The organism is Nocardiopsis sp. NPDC006139 (genome assembly GCF_040614155.1).
Classification (GTDB): Bacteria; Actinomycetota; Actinomycetes; order Streptosporangiales; family Streptosporangiaceae; genus Nocardiopsis; species Nocardiopsis changdeensis.
This window is the reverse complement of sequence record NZ_JBEXTT010000004.1, coordinates 31780-47717: the sequence shown is the minus strand read 5'-3', so window position 1 is coordinate 47717 and position 15938 is coordinate 31780. Positions and strand designations below refer to the sequence as shown.

Genomic DNA, 15938 nt, shown 5'->3' with positions numbered 1-15938 from the left:
GCCCGGAGCATCCGTTCCGGGCCCGGGCGTCGTGTCCGACACACCCGGGGCGGGTTTTCCGAACGGGACGGATCGGGCACGATGGGAGTGTGTCCGACGCCATCGACCACCCGCAGCCGACCTCCCACCGCTACTGGCTCACCACCGCCGACGGTGTCGGCATCGACTCCGTGCTGCTGCGCGGCGCCCCCGGCCGCACCGCCGCCGTCGTGCTCGCCAACGGCTTCACCGGCAGCTACCGCAGCCCCCACACCCGGGCGATCGCCGAATCGCTCGGCTCCATCGCGGACGTCATGACCTTCGACTTCCGCGGCCACCACGGCTCCGGGGGGCACAGCACCGTCGGCAACGCCGAGATCCACGACCTGGAGGCCGTCGTCTCCCACCTGCGGGGGCTGGGCTACACCTCCATCGCCACGGTCGGCTTCTCCATGGGCGCCGCCGTCGTCGTGCGCCACGCCGCGGTCTACAAGGGCGTCGTCGCCGCCGTCTCCATCAGCGCGCCGAGCCGCTGGTACTACCGCGGCACCCGCAGGATGCGTCTGATCCACCTGGGCGTCGGCCGCACCGCGGGCCGCTTCTTCCTGCGCAGCTTCCGCAAGGTCCGCGTCGACGACCGCGGCTGGCAGACCCGGCCCGCCGAACCCCGCGAGATCGCCGGGGACATCGCCCCCACCCCGCTGCTGGTCGTGCACGGCGAGGCCGACACCTACTTCCCCACCTCCCACGCCACCGCCATCTACGAGGCCGCCGCCGAGCCCAAGGAGCTGTGGCTCGTCCCCGGCATGGGCCACGCCGAGCCCGCCGTGTCCCCGGAGCTGGCGCTCCGGCTGCGCTCCTGGCTGCGGGAGCACCTCCCCGAGACGGAGTACATGGGCTAAAAAGGGAGGATGATCCCCTCATCTCCCGTCGGTGCGGCCCCGGGCCTCAGAGGCCGCGGCTTCGCCCTGCTCATCGTCGCCACCGCCGTCGGACTGTGCGGCTTCGCCGCCGTCCTGCCCCTGGTGCCGCTGTGGGCGGTCCGGGGCGGGGCGGGGGAGTTCGGCGCCGGGAGCACCACGGCGGCGTTCATGCTCACCACCGTCCTCACCCAGCTGGCCATGCCCCGGATACTCGACCACGGCGGCTACCGCTGGGCCTTCCCCGTCGGCTCGCTCATCATGGGCCTGCCCGCCCCGCTGTTCGCCCTCAGCACCGACCTGGCCCCCCTCATCGCGATCTCCGCGGTCCGCGGGGTGGGCTTCGGCATGGCCAGCGTCGCCGGGACGGCGCTGGCCGCCCGGCTGGTCCCGCCCGAGCAGGTGGGCAGGGCCACCGGCTACTACGGGCTGGCGGTGGGCCTGCCGCAGGTCCTCATCCTGCCGGGCGGCGTCGCCCTGGCACTCGACCTCGGCTTCGACACCGCGTTCTGGCTCACCGGCCTGTGCTCCCTGATCGGCGCCGCCCTGTCGGCGGGCATCTGGTTCGCCGACGGCGGCCGCAACCGCCCGCTGCTGAGCGCCGCGCCGCGCTCGCCGGCGGCCGCCGGCCGCGGCGCCTCCCTGGCCGCTCCGCTGGTGCTCATGCTGCTGACCGCCTCGTCGGCCGGGGCCGTCGTCACCTTCGTCGCGGTGCCCCTGGCCGACACCCCCTGGCTCGTGGGCACGACCCTGGCGGCCTACGCGGCGACGGTGGTGGTCGGCCGGTGGAGCGCCGGGGCCTCCTACGACCGCTACGGCCGCACCCTGCTGCTGCTCCCCGGGATGGCGGCCGCCGTCTGCGGCACCGCCCTGATCGCGGTGGGCCTGTGGGGCCAGGCCGGCTGGGTCCTGGCCGGGGCCGCCCTGTTCGGCCTGGGGTTCGGCGCGGTCCAGAACGAGACCGTCACCCTCATGCTGAACCGCGCCGGCCCGACCGGTCAGGGTCGGGCCAGCGCGGTGTGGAACATCGGCTACGACGCCGGGGCGGGGGCCGGGGCGATGGCCCTGGGCCTGTTCATCCAGACGCTGGGCTACGGCCCCGCCTTCGCGGTGCTGGCCGTGGCGCTGGCGGCCGTCCTGCCCCTGGCACGGGTCAGTAGGCGGTGATGTGCACGTGGTCGTAGTGGTTCTGGGTGATGCTGCCCCGGTCGTTCATGAACCGCCACGAGCGGTTGCCCGAGTGCCAGATCTGCTGCTCCCAGATCACGTACTCCACGCCGAGCCGGTCGGCGTTGTTGATCGCGTAGTCGGCGATCCGCTGCCCCCACGCCTGGTTGTCCGCGGAGGGGTGGGTGCCGTAGCTGACCATGAAGTCGCAGGCCCGGCCCTCGCCGTGGTCGTCGGCGCTGCCGCGCCAGCAGCCCACCGGGAGCGGGACGCCGACGTTGCGGATGATCTCGTCGCGGATCGCGGCCATGCGGGGGGTGGTCTGCTCCCACCCGCTGCCGACGGCGCTCTGCGGGATGTCGCCGGTGCCGCCGCCCGCGGGCGGGTCGGGCACCTGTGACTCCTCGTACTCCTCGATCTTCTCCGCGACCTCCTCCTTGTTCTCCTCCAGCTCCTCGATGAGCTCCTCGGCGTCCTCGAGCTCGGTCTCGAGCTCGTCGCGGACCTCCTGGGCCTCGTCGCGGGTCTCGATCAGGCCGGAGATCTGCTCGGCCTGGCTCTCGCCGAGGTAGGTGAGGGTGGCGGCGTCCCCGTACACGTCCTGGGGGTCGCTGGAGAAGATCACGGAGAACGCGGGGTCGAAGCCGTTGCTGCTCGTCTTGTACTGGGTGGAGACGATGGCCGAGACCCCCGACCGGGAGCCCTCGAGCCGCTCCTCGATCTCCTGGAGGTCCTCCTCGGCCTTCTCGACGCGCTCCTTGATCTCGGTGAACTGCAGCAGTTCGCCCTGGTAGGTCTCTTCGAGCTCTTCGGCTCGCCGCTCCAGCTCCTCGATGTCCACCTCGTCGTCGTCCGGCTCCGCGAGGGCCGTTCCGGGCAGGGCGACGGCGAGGGCGGCGACGGCGGCCGCCAGCGACAGCGCGGCGCGCCTACCGCGCCGTGAACGGGGCGTGGGTGTCATGTCTGCTCCGAGAGAGGTCAGGGGGCATCCGGGCGGGGGGCACCGTGGCGGAGGATGCTCAGCCGACCCTATGAGATCGTGGCGTTACATGCCTAGTGCGTTGACTCACGGGACTGTGGGGGAGTGTGCGGGGATGCGTCCGAAGATACCCGTACCGGAGGACCGGAGTGACCCCTTCGCCCCGGGTTCAGCCGATTCCGCCGAAGGCACTGGGCAGCGGGCCCGCGGGCCGGGGCTCCTCCTGCGGCATGAACCAGTCCGAGCGCCGGATGTCGCGCAGCGCCTGCTTGCGCAGCTCGGGGGTGAGCCGCTCGATGTACAGCACCCCGTCCAGGTGCTGGGTCTCGTGCTGGAGGGCGCGCGCCATGAGGCCCTCCCCGGACACGGTGACCGGCTCGTTGCGCAGGTCCACGCCGGTGACGACCGCGCGCATGGCCCGCTGCGTGGGGTACCAGAGCCGGGGGATGGACAGGCAGCCCTCCTCGCCGTCCTGGGTCTCCTCGGAGAGCTCGGTCAGCTCGGGGTTGATGACGTAGCCGATGCGCCCCTCGACGTTGTAGCTGAACACCCGCAGGCCCACCCCGATCTGGGTGGCGGCCACTCCGGCGCGGCCGGGGGCGTCGACGGTGTCCAGCAGGTCCTTGACCAGGGCTTCGGTGTGCCGGTCGAACTTGGTGACGGGCGTGGTCGGGGTGACGAGGACGGGATCGCCGAAGCGGACGATGGGGCGCAGGGTCATGCCCACAGGGTAGTCGCTGCGCCACGCGGGCGTTCCGGCCGCCCGCGACGGGGCCTCAGGCGGCGGCCAGGCCGGGGCGCAGGGCGTCGTCCAGGACCATCTCGATGTAGTCCAGGGCGGCCCGGCGGCGGGCCAGGGCGCTCTCGTACAGGGAGGGCGCGCCGCTGCCCCGGCGGACGCGCAGGCACTCGTTGACGATGCGCTGCCATCTCTCGGGGAAGGCGTGCAGGGCGTAGGCGCCGGCGCTGGACTTGGAGGTGATCTCGCCGGTCTTGAGGGTGAAGTGCAGGCGGCTGACGCTGAGCACGCTCCAGGAGGGGGCCAGGGACCCCAGGACGGCGAGGCCGCGCGGGGTGACCAGGCGGCCGGCCTTCTCCCGCCACCGGCGCCACTGCTCGTCCAGGGAGCCCAGCGACCAGGTGCGCAGGCTCTCGCGCTCGTCCCACACGTCGAGTTCGAGCGGGTGGGGGCCGCGCAGGGTGACGCCGTGGCGGGCCAGGATGTGCCAGGTGACCGGGTTGACGTCGGCGGCGGCCCGGTCGCGGAACCGGCCTCCGATGACGGAGGGGACGGAGCCGCACCGCGCGGGGTCGTGGGTGAGGTCGTCCCAGGTCACGTGGATGCCGTTGAACTGGGGGCGGGGGATGTCGGCGCGGGTGCGCGCGTGCGCCTGGCGGAGCAGGTCGCCCTCCCGCGCGCCGGGGCGCCGGGAGGTGACGACGACGAAGTCGACGTCGCTGGTGTGCGGGCGGAAGTCGCCCAGGGCCACCGAACCGGTCAGGTAGAGGCCCTCCACCAGGCCGGGGGAGACCCGGTCGGCGTGTTCGAGGAAGGTCTGCGCGAGTGTCCGTACCCGAGGGTGGACGGCCATGCTCACTCCAGTCTGGACGATGCGGTGCTCCGGCGGAGCACGGGACCCGGAGTCGGGGGAACCTCCGGGGCCGATGTGCCGGGCGGGGCCGTTGAGGCTCCCGGGCCTGCGGTGACATCAGTGCTCCACTTCTCAAGTGTGGGTCCCCTTTCGGGGCGATGGCAAGTGATGGCACCGCACTCGCACCCTGCCCCCACGGGGTGAGTGGTGCGCGGTCCAGGGTGAAAGATGGGACTGTGCACCCTTGACGCACCGGCGGGGGACGTGCTATTAGATGCGCGGGCGGGGGTCCCTCCGGCCGCTTTTCGGGCACCGGCCCGCGAATCGGTACCGGGTGTCATTTCGGGCGTTATGTCGGGAGGTGTGGCGCGCACATTCTGCGGCACGTGCATCGGCACGAGGCGAATGCATGGGAATTGCTTTGCCGGGAATTTCTCCAGAGAACTTCCCGGTAAATTCCGGCGTTGCCTCGGGCGGGCCGTCCGGGGCGGTGTCCCCCGCGTTCCTCCGGTCGGCCTCCCCCGTGGCGCGGACTTTCGGGAAGTCCTACCAGGTAGGGGGTGGAGTGTGCGCGGTGCGCCGGGAGGCGCCGGGGTGACGGGGCTCCGGATGAGGTGTAGACCACTGTCCCGAGAAGTGGACACGCCCGAATTTTTCGGCGATTGTTATGGTTCACCAAGAGATGCTCTGGTGATAACCATCACAGCCATTGTCCGCTGTTTTCCTGTGCGTAACACGGGGCCACCCCCATGAAACCGTGCCCCTTTAGCCTCGCAGAACGGCAGCGATCCGAAAAGACGACGAAGGAGCCGCGCATGGTCCCCACGATGGTCCTCGTAGCCGACGACTCGCGTGACGCCCAACGACGTGAGGCCCTGTGCGGACTGGCCGAGGCGGTGGCCGGCCGGGGGGAGGCGCCCGTCGCGGCCGCCTTCGGCAGCCCCGACGAGGTGGCCGCCGCACTCCGCTCCGTCCGCGGGCCCAAGGTGGTCGTGCCGGCGTTCGTCGCCGGAGGCGACGTCGCCAGCGCCCACCTGCTCTCCCGCCTCGGCCTCGGCGGGATGCCCGACGCCTGCCGCACCCCGCCCCTGGGCGCGGTGCCCTCGATCGTGGCCGACCTGGCCGCCCGCCTGTCCGACTCCGGGTGGGGGAGGGGGGACGGTGTCGTCCTGGCCGCCGACGGCACGACCGGCACCGAGGAGCGCCAGGTCGTGATGGACGTGGCCCGCATGCTCAGCCGCCGGCTGGGCTCCCCGGTGCAGGTCGGCTACCTGCGCACCTGGGCGCCGTCGGTGTTCGACGCGGTCGACCGGCTGCGCCGCGACGGCCACGAGAACGTGGCGGTCGCCGCCTGGAGGCTCGTCGACGGGCCCGACTTCGACCTGCTGCGGGGGCTGGACGTCACCGCCATCACCACGCCGCTGTGGCCGTCGGAACTGGTCGTGGACACCCTGCTGGCCCAGCACCGGGCCGCGAAGGGGCGGCTCGTGTGAGATGTCCGGAACGACCGCGCGGACCTCACCCGAGGTGACATGATGACCCCCGAGGGCGACGGCGTCGGCGGAACGGGAGAACGCCCCGGCGAGGGGACGGCCGCGGGCCGTTACCCCTCCGACGGGTCTGGGTATGGGCCTTGAGGGCGGGAACTCCCCGCACCCGCGGCACGGCCCGGACCGCGCCCGCGCCCACGGAGCGCGCGACCGCCCGGAACGCGTCCCCTCCCCGACCCCGCGGCCGGGACGCGGGGGCGCGTACGACCCGGTGAACGGCCCGGAGCCCCGGACACGCCCGCGCGTCGGAGGCTCGACCCCGGCAGGCAGCGACGTGAGCGGACCGAAGGTGGATGTATGAACGACGTCACTACGCAGTTCGTCGACGACCGGCAGCGCCGTCGTCTGGAACGGCGCTTCGGCGTGCACGTGGGCGAATGGCTGGCCGGACTGCCCGCCGTCGTGGACGAGCTCGCCACCGAGTGGCGGCTCACCGTCGAGGGCGCGGCGCCCCACGGCCGCACCTCCGTGGTCCTGCACGTCCTGGGCGCCGACGGGCGCAGGGGAGTGGTCAAGCTCTCCCCGGACAGCGGCCTGGCGGTCGCCGAGGCCGGGCTGCTGCGCCTGTGGGAGCCGACCGGGAGGGTGCCGCAGGTCTGGGGGCTGGACCCGCGCCACGGCGCGGTGTTCATGGAGCGCGTGGAGGGCGACACCGTCGCCGCCCGGGGAGAGGTCCCGGAGATGGAGACGGTCGGGGCGCTCATCGCCGACCTGCACGCGGCCGAGGTGTCCCGCGAACGGCGCCAGGAGCTGCCGCCGCTCACCTCCCGGGTGCAGTTCGTCTTCGACCTGTGGGAGCGCGAACGCTCCGAGGGACCGGCCGGCGAGGTCGTCCCGGCGTCGGTCATGCACCGTGCCCGCGCCCTGGCCCGCGACCTCGCCAACGGCCGCGAGGGGGGTGTCCCCCTGCACGGAGACCTCCACCCCGGCAACGTCATCGACGGGGGAGAGCGCGGCCTGGTCGCGCTGGACCCGCGCGGCTGCCTGGGCGACGGCGCCGTGGACGCGGTGGACTGGGCGATGTGGAAGGCCGGCGACAGCGGGGAGGTGGAGCGACGGGTGTCCGTCCTGTCCCGCGTGATGGACGTCGACGCCGAGCGCATGATGCTCTGGGTGCGCGCCTTCGCCCCCTGCCTGGCCGTCTCCAAGATCAACCGGGGGCACCTCGGCGCCGACGAGTTCGACCTGCTCATGGGGCTGGCCGCGGGGGACCCCGCCCCCGCCCGCTGATCGGGGCCGGGGCGGGCCCCGGCCGGCCCGGGGTCAGGTCGTGTTCTCGAACCGGTACCCCCGGCCCGCCTCCGTGATGAGGTACCGGGGCCGGCCCGGGTCGGGCTCCAGCTTGCGCCGCAGCTGAGCCATGTACACCCGCAGGTAGTTCGTCTCGCTCTGGTAGGCGGGCCCCCACACGTCGTGCAGCAGGCGGCGCTGGCTCACCAGCTGACCGGCGTTGCGGGCCAGGATCTCCAGGATGTGCCACTCGGTGGGGGTGAGCCGCACCTCCTCGCCGCCGCGCACCACACGCTTGGCGCCCAGGTCCACGCTGAAGGAGTCGGTGCGTACCACCGGGGCCTCCTCCGCGCGCACCGACCGCCGCTCGGCCGCCCGCATCCGGGCCAGCAGCTCGTCCATCCCGAACGGCTTGGTCACGTAGTCGTCGGCGCCCGAGTCCAGGCAGCGCACCTTCTCCCCGGCCGAGTGCCGCGCCGACAGCACGATGATCGGGACCTGCGACCAGCCGCGCAGCCGCCGGATGACCTCCAGCCCCTCCATGTCGGGCAGCCCCAGGTCGAGCAGGACCACGTCGGGGTTGTGGTCGGCGGCCAGCCGCAGCGCGGCGGCCCCGTCGGCGGCGGTGTCCACGTCGTGCCCGCGCGCCCGCAGGTTGATCGTCATGGCCCGGATGATCTGGATGTCGTCGTCAACGACCAGGACCCGCATCGGCCCCCCTCGTGCTCTCGTCGTCCGTGCCGCCGGTACCGGTCGCGGCCCCGTCCCCGTCCGGGTCCACCGCTCTCAGGGTGAACACCATCGTCAGCCCGCCGCCGGGGGTGTCCTCGGGGGTGAGGGTGCCGTGCATCGCCTCAACGAAACCACGGGCCACCGCCAGTCCCAGCCCCACCCCCGTGCCCTGTGGCGCGTCGCCCAGGCGCTGGAACGCCTCGAACATCCGCTGCTTGCCCTCGTCCGACACCCCGGGGCCGCGGTCCACCACCCGCAGCTGCACCTCGTCGCCGTGGGTGCTGGCCGCCACCAGGACCGGGGTGCGAGGGTCGGGGTTGTGGCGCACCGCGTTGGAGACCACGTTGGCGACCGCCCGCTCCAGCAGCCCGGCGTCGGCCACCACCCGGGGCAGGCAGTCGGGGACGTCCACGGTGACGGCGTCGTGCGGCAGCCCCAGCAGCGTGATCGGGACGACCTCCTCCAGGCCCACCGGGCCCAGCTTGGGGCGCACGCTGTCGGTGTGCACCCGGCTCATGTCGAGCAGGTTGTCGATGAGCCGGTTGAGGCGGTCGGTGGACTCCTCCACGGTCTCCAGCAGCGCCTCCCGGTCCTCCTCGGTCAGCGTGATGTCGGTGGCGCGCAGGCTCGACAGGCTCGCCTTGATCGAGGTCAGCGGAGTGCGCAGGTCGTGGGAGACCGCGGCCAGCAGGGCGGTGCGTATCCGGTTGCCCGCCGCCTGGCGCCGGGCCTCGGCCGCGTCCCACTCCAGCCGCTGGTGCTCCAGGGCGATCCCGATGTGCGCCGCGAACGCCCGCAGCACCCCCCGGTCGGCCGCGGGCAGCACCCGGCCGCGCAGCGCCAGCGCCAGGGTGTCGGAGATCGACACCAGCACGTCCGCCTCCTCGGGGGAGTCGGCCGCCGGGGTCCCGACCCTGTGCACCGGCCGCCACCGTTCGCCGTCCAGCGGCCCGCCCTCGTCGTCGCCCCCCTCCCCGGCGGAGGCGTCGACCCGTTCCAGCAGGGTCGCCGACCGCTGCCCGAAGGTCTCCCGGATGCGCCGCAGCAGCGCGTGCAGGGGCTCGTTGCCGGACAGGACGCTGCCGGCCAGCAGCGTCACCGCGTCGGCCTCGGCCCGGGCCCGCGCCGCCTGCGCCGACCGGCGGGCCGCCATCTCCACCACGATCGCCACCAGCGTGCCGACCAGGGTGAACGCCACCAGCGCCAGCATGTTGTCCACCGACACCGAGGGCCGCCCGTGCAACGGCGACAGCAGCGCGGTGAGCAGGATCGCGCTCCACAGCGCCGAGACCAGCGCCGGGCGCAGGCCGCCGACGGCCGCCGTGGACACGGTGATCAGGAGCAGCAGCATCGCGTCGGAGGCCGGGCCGCTGTCGGTGAACGGCGGCAGCGCCAGCACCAGGGACATCAGGGTGGGCGCCAGCAGGGCCAGCGACCAGCCCGCCAGCCTGCGGTGCTCGCCCAGCCCGCGCCCCGGCGGCGGCAGCGGCCAGCGCCCGCTGCCCACCTCCTCGTGCGTGACGATGTGCACGTCGATGTCGCCGGACTCGCGGGCGACGATGGCTCCCACGCCCGGCCCGAACATGTACTGCCAGGCGCGCCGCCGCGACGAGCCCAGCACGATCTGGGTGGCGTGCACCCCGCGGGCGAACTCCAGCAGCCCTGTGGGCACGTCGTTGGCGACCACCTGGTGGTAGGTGCCGCCCAGCTCGGCGAGCAGCCGCCGCTGCCGCAGCAGGTCGTCGCCGGGCGCCCGGGAGATCCCCTGCGGGGGGACCACGTGCACGGCCAGCAGGTGGCTGGGCTGGGGGTGGCCGCCCCGGGAGCGGGCCGCCACCCGGGCGGCGCGGCGGATCAGGGTCTCGCCCTCGGGCCCGCCCGTCAGCGCGACGACGACCCGCTCGCGCGCCTCCCAGGTGCGGCGGATCTCGTGCTCGCCCCGGTAGCGGGCCAGTCCCGCCTCCACCTGGTCGGCGGTCCACAGCAGCGCCAGCTCGCGCAGGGCGGCCAGGTTGCCCTCGCGGTAGTAGTCGGCCAGCGCGGCGTCCACCCGCTCGGCCGGGTGGATGTCGCCGTGCGCCATCCGGCGGCGCAGCTCCTGGGGGGTGACGTCGACCAGTTCGACCTCGGCGGCCCGGCGCACCACGTGGTCGGGGACGGTGCGGTCGGGGCGGACGCCGGTGATCTGGTGGACGACGTCGTTGAGCGACTCCAGGTGGTGGATGCCCACGGTGGACAGCACGTCGATGCCCGCCTCCAGCAGCTCCTCGACGTCCTGCCAGCGGGTCGGGTTGGGGGAGCCGGGCGGGTTGGGCCCGGCCAGGTCGTCCACCACCGCCAGCCGGGGCGCCCGGGATATCACCGCCGCGGTGTCGACCGACCCCGAGGGGTGGAGCGGGACCGACTCCAGCCGGGAGAGCAGCTCCGCCGTGCGCTCCCGCCGGTGCGTGTCGACCGCCGTGACCACCACGTGGACGCCGTCGGCGGCCCGGCGGCAGGCCTCGGCCAGCGCGCCGTGCGTGGTGCCGACCCCGGGTGCCGAGCCCAGATAGATACGGAGTTTTCCTCGTCCCACGGCATCCATTGTCGTGCCGCGGGAACGCTCCGTGGCCGGTATCGGTCGGAAAACCGGGCCCTGTGGGGCGGGAGAGGCGCACGATCCGTGAAAACCTGTGACAGCGCTTCGTGCACCGCACGGAACGCCGTGTCATGGGCGCGCCCCCGCGCCCGGGACCGCCCGGACCCGCCGCCCCGGCGGGATGCGTTCCCGCCGGGGGCGGGTATCCCCCTGGGAGGCGGTCCCCGCCGCCCCCGCCAACGACGAAACCCCCGGTGAGGAGGTGCGGCGCCGATCCGCCCGGAACGGCGCCGCGGAACCGATGACGTATCCCCCCGACGACCGCTCCTTCCCCGGCCCGCCCGGCGGTCCGGCCTTCCCGGGCCCGCCCGGGGTCCCCGGTGTCCCCGGCCACGGCCCGCCGCCCGGTGCCGGCGGCGGCCTCCCGCCCGGCCTCCCGCCCGGCGGACCGCCCCCGGGCCCGCCCGGCGGGCCGCCCCCCGGACCGCCGCCGCGCCGCTCCCGCAAGGGGGTGGTGATCGCGGCCGGCGCCGTCGCGGGGGTGCTGGTGGCCGGACTCCTGGGCTTCGCGGTGTGGGAGTCGGCGGGCGGCCGCCCCTACGCCGAGCTGGCCTCCTGCCGCGACGTGCTGCCCGTGCAGGTGGTCGACACCGTCCCCGGCGCCGACGGCGCCCGGGCCGAGGGCGAGTTCGTCACCATGGACGAGCAGGAGTGGTACTCCGACGACGCCGAACTGGAGGAGGCCGGCTACATCGGCCAGCTGAGCTGTTACGTCTCCGACGACGGCGAGGAGTGGGGGCTGGTCGTCAACGCCTCCCTGTTCGACCACGAGCGCTCCCGGGAGTACTTCGAGGACACCGTCCAGGAGATGGAGGACCGGATCGGCGACCTGGACCGCGGCCGCGACGACGAGGACGTCCTGGAGTGGGCGCGCACCCCGGCGGGCGACGGCGGGATCGTGACCCTCCACGACTACGACGGCGACCGGTCGGCGGTCGCCGCCTTCCAGGACGTCAACGTGCAGGTGTACGTCCACTACACCGTCCCCGGGGACGTCGACGACGCCGAGGCGATGGAGTTCATGGAGGACTTCTCCGGGCAGCTCCGCCGCCGGCTCTCGCGCACCTCGGAGAGGGCGTGACGGAACGCCGCCGGGGCGCGGGCGCGCGGGCGGTCCCCGCGCACCCGCGCCCGGTCAGTCCCGCGCGTCCGGGATGAGCTTGCCCGGGTTGAGCACGCCCTCCGGGTCCAGCGCCGCCTTGACCGCCCGCAGCACCTCCGCGCCCAGCGGGCCGATCTCCGCGGCCATCCACGGCCGGTGGTCGGTGCCCACCGCGTGGTGGTGGGTGATGGTCCCCCCGTTCGCGACGATCGCGTCGGAGGCGGCGCGCTTGGCGCCCTCCCAGCGCGCCAGGGGATCCCCGCCCGCCGCCGTCGCCACCGTGAAGTACAGGGACGCCCCGGTCGGGTAGGTGTGCGACACGTGGCACATCACCACGACCCCGCCCTCGTCCCCCTCCAGCGCCGCGGTCAGGGCACCGGTGACGGCGGAGTACAGCGGCAGCAGGTCGGTCCAGCTCGCCGCGGTCTCCAGGGTCTCGGCGAGCACGCCCGCCGACAGCAGGGTGTCGCGCAGGTAGGGGGAGGAGAAGCGGTTCTCCCGCCAGTGCGCCACCGGCCCCGCGCCCAGCGGGGTGCCGCCCGCCCGCGACAGCACCTCGCACACCGCCGCGGAGCGGGCGGCCACCTCGGCGGCGGTGCCCTCGAACCCGAGCACGGCCTGGCAGCCCGGCCGCGCCTCGTGCCCGCCCAGGGCGGCGCCCACGAACGTCTCGGACTCGTCCAGGATCCGCGCCATGGTGGGCCGGGTGTCGGACTGGGCCAGGGCGCGCAGGGCGTCCACCCCCGTGGCGAAGTCGGGGAACGACCACGCCTCGTCCAGGACCGTTCCGGGGAGGGGGCGCACCCGTACGCCGACCTCCGTGATCACGCCCAGCGTGCCCTCCGAGCCGAGCAGCAGCCGGCGCAGGTCGGGCCCGGCCGCCGACGCCGGGGCACCGCCCGCCTCCAGGGTGCCGCGCGGGGTCGCCGCGCGCAGCGACACCACCATGTCCTCGAACCGGCCGTACCCGGAGGACGCCTGGCCGCTGGAGCGGGTGGCGGCGTACCCGCCGATGGTCGCGTACTCGTGGCTCTGCGGCAGGTGGCCGAGCATCAGCCCGTGCCGGGCCAGCAGCTCCTCGGCCGCCGGTCCGCGCACGCCCGCCTCCAGGACGGCGGTCATCGAGGTGGCGTCCAGGGAGACCAGCCGGTCCAGGCGGCGCAGGTCCAGGGCGACGACGGAGCCGAAGCGGCCGCGCAGCGGGGTCAGCCCGCCGACGACGCTGGTGCCGCCGCCGAAGGGCACCACGGCGATCCGCTCGGCGGAGCAGACCTCCAGCAGCCTCTGCACCTCGTCGTGGCCGGCGGGGTAGAGCACGGCGTCGGGCGCGGGGTCGGCCGCTCCCGACCGGCGCAGCAGCAGGTCGGGGGTGCTCTTGCCGCCCGCGTGGCGCAGCCGGGCCGCGTCGTCGGTGCGGACGTGCTCCCCGCCCACGACCGCGGCCAGCGCGGCGCGGGCCCGTTCGGTGAGGGCGGAGGGCGCCAGCTCCACCGCCTCCTCGGGGACGGGGGGACGCTCGTCGAGCCGGGCGCGCAGCACCTGGGCGATGAGGTCGCGCAGTCCGGGGTCCAGCTCCCGGGCCCTGGCGGGGTCCCCCCAGGCGAACCAGCTCATCTCGGGGGCGGTGCGGGGTGTGGTGTCGTCAGCCATGCTCTACAGTTTTACATATGGCGTCAAAACGTAACGTTGAAGACAGCATTCTCGACGCGGCCCGCGCCTGTGTCGTGGACTTCGGGGTGCGCCGCACCACGCTGACCGACGTCGCCCGCCGCGCCGGGGTCAGCCGGCCGACCGTCTACCGCCGCTGGCCCGACGTCACCGCCCTGGTCGCGGACCTGCTCACCCGGGAGCTGCGGCGGATCCTCCTGGAGGAGGAGATGGCCGCCGAGCACGACCTCGCCGAGGAGAGCGTCCGGGTCCGGCTGGTGCTGCACGCGGCCGGGGTGGCCCGGGCGATGCTGCGCCACCCGCTGTTCACCCGCATCGTCGACACCGAGCCCGAGCTCATGACCACCTACACGTTCCAGCGCCTGGGCACGAGCCACCGGGCCGCCCTGGAGATCCTCGAACCCGTGATCGCCCAGGGGCAGGCCGAGGGGTCGGTCCGCGCCGGGGACCCGGCGGTGCTGGCCCGCCTGGTCATGGTCACCGCACAGAACACCGTGACCTCGCGCCACCTGTTCGCCGACCTCCTCGACGAGGAGGCGCTCGTCGACGAGCTGGCCACCCTCGTCGACGGCTACCTGGCGCCCTGACCCCCCGCGCACGCCGTTCCACATCCCCCGGAAAGGACCGCTCTCCCATGAGCAGCAGCACCTCCCTGAACGCCGCCCGCCGGTCCGCCGACCTCGCCGCCCTGGAGGCCGGGGCGGGGATCGACGTCCTCGTCGTCGGCGGCGGGGTGACCGGCGCGGGCGCCGCCCTGGACGCCGCCTCCCGGGGACTGTCCACCGTGCTCGTCGAACGCCGGGACCTGGCCTTCGGCACCAGCCGGTGGAGCTCCAAGCTGGTCCACGGCGGCCTGCGCTACCTCGCCAAGGGGCGGGTCGGCATCGCCTACGAGAGCGCCCGCGAACGCGACCTCCTCATGCGGACCACCGCCCCCCACCTGGTGCGCCCGCTGCCCATGGTCGTCCCCGTCCACCGGGACCTGGGCGGGCTGCCCGGCGGGCTGCTGGCCCGGGCCGGGATGGGCATGGGCGACGTGCTGCGCCGCCTGGCCGGGACCCCTGCCTCGGTACTGCCCCGCCCCCGGCTGCTGGACGCCGCCCGCACCCGCAGGCTCCTGCCCGGGGTGGAGGCCGAGGGGCTGCTCGGCGGAGTCCTGACCTTCGACGGCCAGCTCGTCGACGACGCCCGCCTGGTGCTGGCCCTGGCCCGCACCGCCGCCGGGCTGGGCGCGCGGATCATCACGCGCTGCTCGGCCGAGACCGTCACGGCCGACGGCGCGGTACTGCGCGACGAGGAGACCGGCCGCCCGCTGCCGGTGCGCCCGCGCGCCGTCATCAACGCCACCGGGGTCCACGCCGACCTGCTCGACCCGGGAATCCGGCTCAGCCCCAGCCGGGGCAGCCACCTGGTGCTGGACGGCGCCGTCCTGGGGCACCCCAGGGTGGCGCTCACCGTTCCGGTGGAGGGGGCCCCGGGCCGGTTCGTCTTCGCCCTGCCCCAGCCGGACGGGCGGATCCTCCTGGGCCTGACCGACGAGGCCGTCGACGGCCCCGCCCCGCACGTGCCCGAAGTCCCCGAGGAGGACGTGGACTTCCTGCTGCGCCAGGCCAACCGGGCGCTGCGGACGCCGATCCGCCGGTCGGACGTGCTGGGGGCGTTCGCCGGGCTGCGCCCGCTGCTGCACGGCGACGCCGACAGCGCCGACCTGTCCCGCGAGCACTCGGTGACGGTCGCCCCCAACGGCGCGGTCACGGTGGTCGGCGGCAAGCTCACCACCTACCGGGCGATGGCGCAGGAGGCCGTGGACGCCGCGGTGTCCCGGCACCGGCTGCCCGCCGGTCCCTGCCGGACCCGGACCCTGCCGCTGGTCGGCGCCGCCCCCCGGGAGGAGCTGGACGCCGTGGAGGCGCCGCGCCGCCTGGTCGCCCGCTACGGGACCGAGGCGCCCGCGGTGCTGGCCGAGGCCGGGGGCGACCCCGCCCTGCTGGAGCCGGTCGCCGCCGGGATCACCGGGGCCGAACTGCGGTTCGGGGTGCGCCACGAGGGCGCGCTGGACGCGGACGACCTGCTGGAACGGCGCACCCGGATCGCGCTGGTCGACGCCGACCGCGCGGCCGCGCGGCCGGCGGCCGAGGAGGCGCTGGCGGCCGGGGCCTGAGGCCGGGGGAACGGCCGGTCCGGCGGCGAGGGCGCCGGGCCGGCCGCGGCACCCTCCCGCGGGGCGGCGCGGGAGGGCGGCAGAGGAACGCGCCACACCGACATCCCCTGTCCCACAGGGGCCGGATCGCGTATGGTCATACCGGTCCCGCGCCGCCCGTCCCCCGCGGTGCCCCGGACGCTCCCGCAGCCGCCCCCTCTCACGGTTCGCCTGCCCACTG

13 protein-coding genes are annotated in these 15938 nt (G+C 74.8%); 7 read left to right on the top strand and 6 right to left on the bottom strand.

Going from position 1 to position 15938, the window contains the following annotated elements:
- The first annotated feature begins 89 nt into the window (after positions 1–89).
- Both ABZ249_RS06390 and ABZ249_RS06385 read left to right on the top strand, forming a co-directional pair.
- Entirely contained in the window at positions 90–881 is a 792-nt protein-coding gene (locus ABZ249_RS06390; RefSeq protein ID WP_220563030.1) for an alpha/beta hydrolase, read from the top strand.
- Between the two features lie 9 nt (positions 882–890).
- Positions 891–2066, top strand: coding sequence for an MFS transporter (locus ABZ249_RS06385; protein ID WP_355258084.1), 1176 nt, complete (start codon positions 891–893; stop codon positions 2064–2066).
- Here the strand turns inward: ABZ249_RS06385 and ABZ249_RS06380 are convergent.
- The 3 genes from ABZ249_RS06380 to ABZ249_RS06370 form a co-directional block, all read right to left on the bottom strand.
- Complete coding sequence (locus ABZ249_RS06380) at positions 2053–3027, bottom strand: hypothetical protein (protein ID WP_355258081.1); 975 nt, start codon at positions 3025–3027, stop codon at positions 2053–2055. The genes ABZ249_RS06385 and ABZ249_RS06380 overlap by 14 nt on opposite strands.
- Before the next feature lie 187 nt (positions 3028–3214).
- Positions 3215–3766, bottom strand: a complete 552-nt coding sequence (gene def, locus ABZ249_RS06375) for a peptide deformylase (RefSeq protein WP_355258078.1) — start codon at positions 3764–3766, stop codon at positions 3215–3217.
- A gap of 55 nt (positions 3767–3821) precedes the next feature.
- Entirely contained in the window at positions 3822–4637 is an 816-nt protein-coding gene (locus ABZ249_RS06370) for an aminoglycoside adenylyltransferase domain-containing protein (RefSeq protein ID WP_355258075.1), read from the bottom strand.
- A gap of 815 nt (positions 4638–5452) precedes the next feature.
- On the opposite strand from ABZ249_RS06370, the gene ABZ249_RS06365 reads away from it, so the two are divergent.
- Positions 5453–6130: a CbiX/SirB N-terminal domain-containing protein gene (locus tag ABZ249_RS06365; protein WP_220563025.1), complete on the top strand. Its 678-nt coding sequence runs from the start codon at positions 5453–5455 to the stop codon at positions 6128–6130.
- Between the two features lie 354 nt (positions 6131–6484).
- Entirely contained in the window at positions 6485–7417 is a 933-nt protein-coding gene (locus ABZ249_RS06360; RefSeq protein ID WP_355258071.1) for an aminoglycoside phosphotransferase family protein, read from the top strand.
- 33 nt (positions 7418–7450) lie between these two features.
- Here ABZ249_RS06360 and ABZ249_RS06355 read toward each other — a convergent pair whose 3' ends face one another.
- Together ABZ249_RS06355 and ABZ249_RS06350 are read right to left on the bottom strand one after the other, a co-directional pair.
- A complete protein-coding gene (locus tag ABZ249_RS06355) occupies positions 7451–8128 on the bottom strand; it encodes a response regulator transcription factor (protein ID WP_355258068.1) in 678 nt (225 codons plus the stop codon).
- Positions 8109–10733, bottom strand: a complete 2625-nt coding sequence (locus tag ABZ249_RS06350) for an ATP-binding protein (RefSeq protein ID WP_220563022.1) — start codon at positions 10731–10733, stop codon at positions 8109–8111. Before ABZ249_RS06350 ends, ABZ249_RS06355 begins: the two co-directional genes overlap by 20 nt.
- A gap of 508 nt (positions 10734–11241) precedes the next feature.
- Here ABZ249_RS06350 and ABZ249_RS06345 point away from each other — a divergent pair.
- Positions 11242–11868, top strand: coding sequence for a hypothetical protein (locus ABZ249_RS06345; protein ID WP_355258065.1), 627 nt, complete (start codon positions 11242–11244; stop codon positions 11866–11868).
- A gap of 54 nt (positions 11869–11922) precedes the next feature.
- Here the strand turns inward: ABZ249_RS06345 and ABZ249_RS06340 are convergent, their stop codons facing one another.
- Positions 11923–13539 carry an FAD-binding oxidoreductase gene (locus tag ABZ249_RS06340; RefSeq protein ID WP_355258062.1) on the bottom strand — a complete coding sequence of 539 codons (1617 nt, stop codon included), beginning with the start codon at positions 13537–13539 and terminating at the stop codon, positions 11923–11925.
- A 17-nt stretch (positions 13540–13556) separates the two neighbouring features.
- Between ABZ249_RS06340 and ABZ249_RS06335 the strand changes: the two genes are divergently transcribed.
- Positions 13557–14144, top strand: coding sequence for a TetR/AcrR family transcriptional regulator (locus ABZ249_RS06335; protein ID WP_220563019.1), 588 nt, complete (start codon positions 13557–13559; stop codon positions 14142–14144).
- 47 nt (positions 14145–14191) lie between these two features.
- A complete protein-coding gene (locus tag ABZ249_RS06330; protein ID WP_355258058.1) occupies positions 14192–15718 on the top strand; it encodes a glycerol-3-phosphate dehydrogenase/oxidase in 1527 nt (508 codons plus the stop codon).
- Positions 15719–15938: the final 220 nt, after the last annotated feature.

Excerpts from the sequence above, each read along its gene's own strand:
- ABZ249_RS06360 (WP_355258071.1), top strand. The coding sequence starts at position 6,485 with ATGAACGACGTCACTACGCAGTTCGTCGACGACCGGCAGCGCCGTCGT.
- ABZ249_RS06380 (WP_355258081.1), bottom strand. The coding sequence starts at position 3,027 with ATGACACCCACGCCCCGTTCACGGCGCGGTAGGCGCGCCGCGCTGTCG.
- ABZ249_RS06350 (WP_220563022.1), bottom strand. The coding sequence starts at position 10,733 with ATGGATGCCGTGGGACGAGGAAAACTCCGTATCTATCTGGGCTCGGCA.
- ABZ249_RS06385 (WP_355258084.1), top strand. The coding sequence starts at position 891 with ATGATCCCCTCATCTCCCGTCGGTGCGGCCCCGGGCCTCAGAGGCCGC.
- ABZ249_RS06370 (WP_355258075.1), bottom strand. The coding sequence starts at position 4,637 with ATGGCCGTCCACCCTCGGGTACGGACACTCGCGCAGACCTTCCTCGAA.
- ABZ249_RS06365 (WP_220563025.1), top strand. The coding sequence starts at position 5,453 with ATGGTCCCCACGATGGTCCTCGTAGCCGACGACTCGCGTGACGCCCAA.
- ABZ249_RS06355 (WP_355258068.1), bottom strand. The coding sequence starts at position 8,128 with ATGCGGGTCCTGGTCGTTGACGACGACATCCAGATCATCCGGGCCATG.
- def (WP_355258078.1), bottom strand. The coding sequence starts at position 3,766 with ATGACCCTGCGCCCCATCGTCCGCTTCGGCGATCCCGTCCTCGTCACC.
- ABZ249_RS06330 (WP_355258058.1), top strand. The coding sequence starts at position 14,192 with ATGAGCAGCAGCACCTCCCTGAACGCCGCCCGCCGGTCCGCCGACCTC.
- ABZ249_RS06335 (WP_220563019.1), top strand. The coding sequence starts at position 13,557 with ATGGCGTCAAAACGTAACGTTGAAGACAGCATTCTCGACGCGGCCCGC.
- ABZ249_RS06340 (WP_355258062.1), bottom strand. The coding sequence starts at position 13,539 with ATGGCTGACGACACCACACCCCGCACCGCCCCCGAGATGAGCTGGTTC.